Origin of the sequence: Mesorhizobium sp. M5C.F.Ca.ET.164.01.1.1, assembly GCF_004792125.1 — a bacterium.
Lineage (GTDB): Bacteria > Pseudomonadota > Alphaproteobacteria > Rhizobiales > Rhizobiaceae > Mesorhizobium > Mesorhizobium wenxiniae.
Genome location: NZ_SRTG01000542.1, coordinates 1 through 291 on the forward strand (window position 1 = coordinate 1; position 291 = coordinate 291).

At 63.9% G+C, this 291-nt stretch carries 1 pseudogene; it reads right to left on the reverse strand.

Annotated elements, in window-relative coordinates:
- Positions 1-99 precede the first annotated feature (99 nt).
- Positions 100-291 (reverse strand): annotated as a pseudogene (locus EN807_RS34655) (sugar ABC transporter permease); the annotation flags it as partial.

Consider the following 291-nt stretch of genomic DNA (forward strand, 5'->3'; position numbering starts at 1 on the left):
CGCCGCATCAGCTTCGCCACCTCGGCCTGCGAAAGCGTGCTGCCTACCTCGGTGACCGCCGCTTCGCTTACGCGTGTCGTCTCGTTTGCGCTCGCCATCTCAGCGCTCCGCGTCGTAGTTGGTCATCACGGTGTAGAAGACCCATGACAACAGCAGGATGATCAGGAAGTAGACCAACGACCTGGCCGCCGCCGGACCGAGGTCGAACTGGCCGAGCGCCGTCTTGACGAGGTCGATCGACAGGAATGTCGTCGAATTGCCGGGGCCGCCGCCGGTGACGACGAAAGGCTC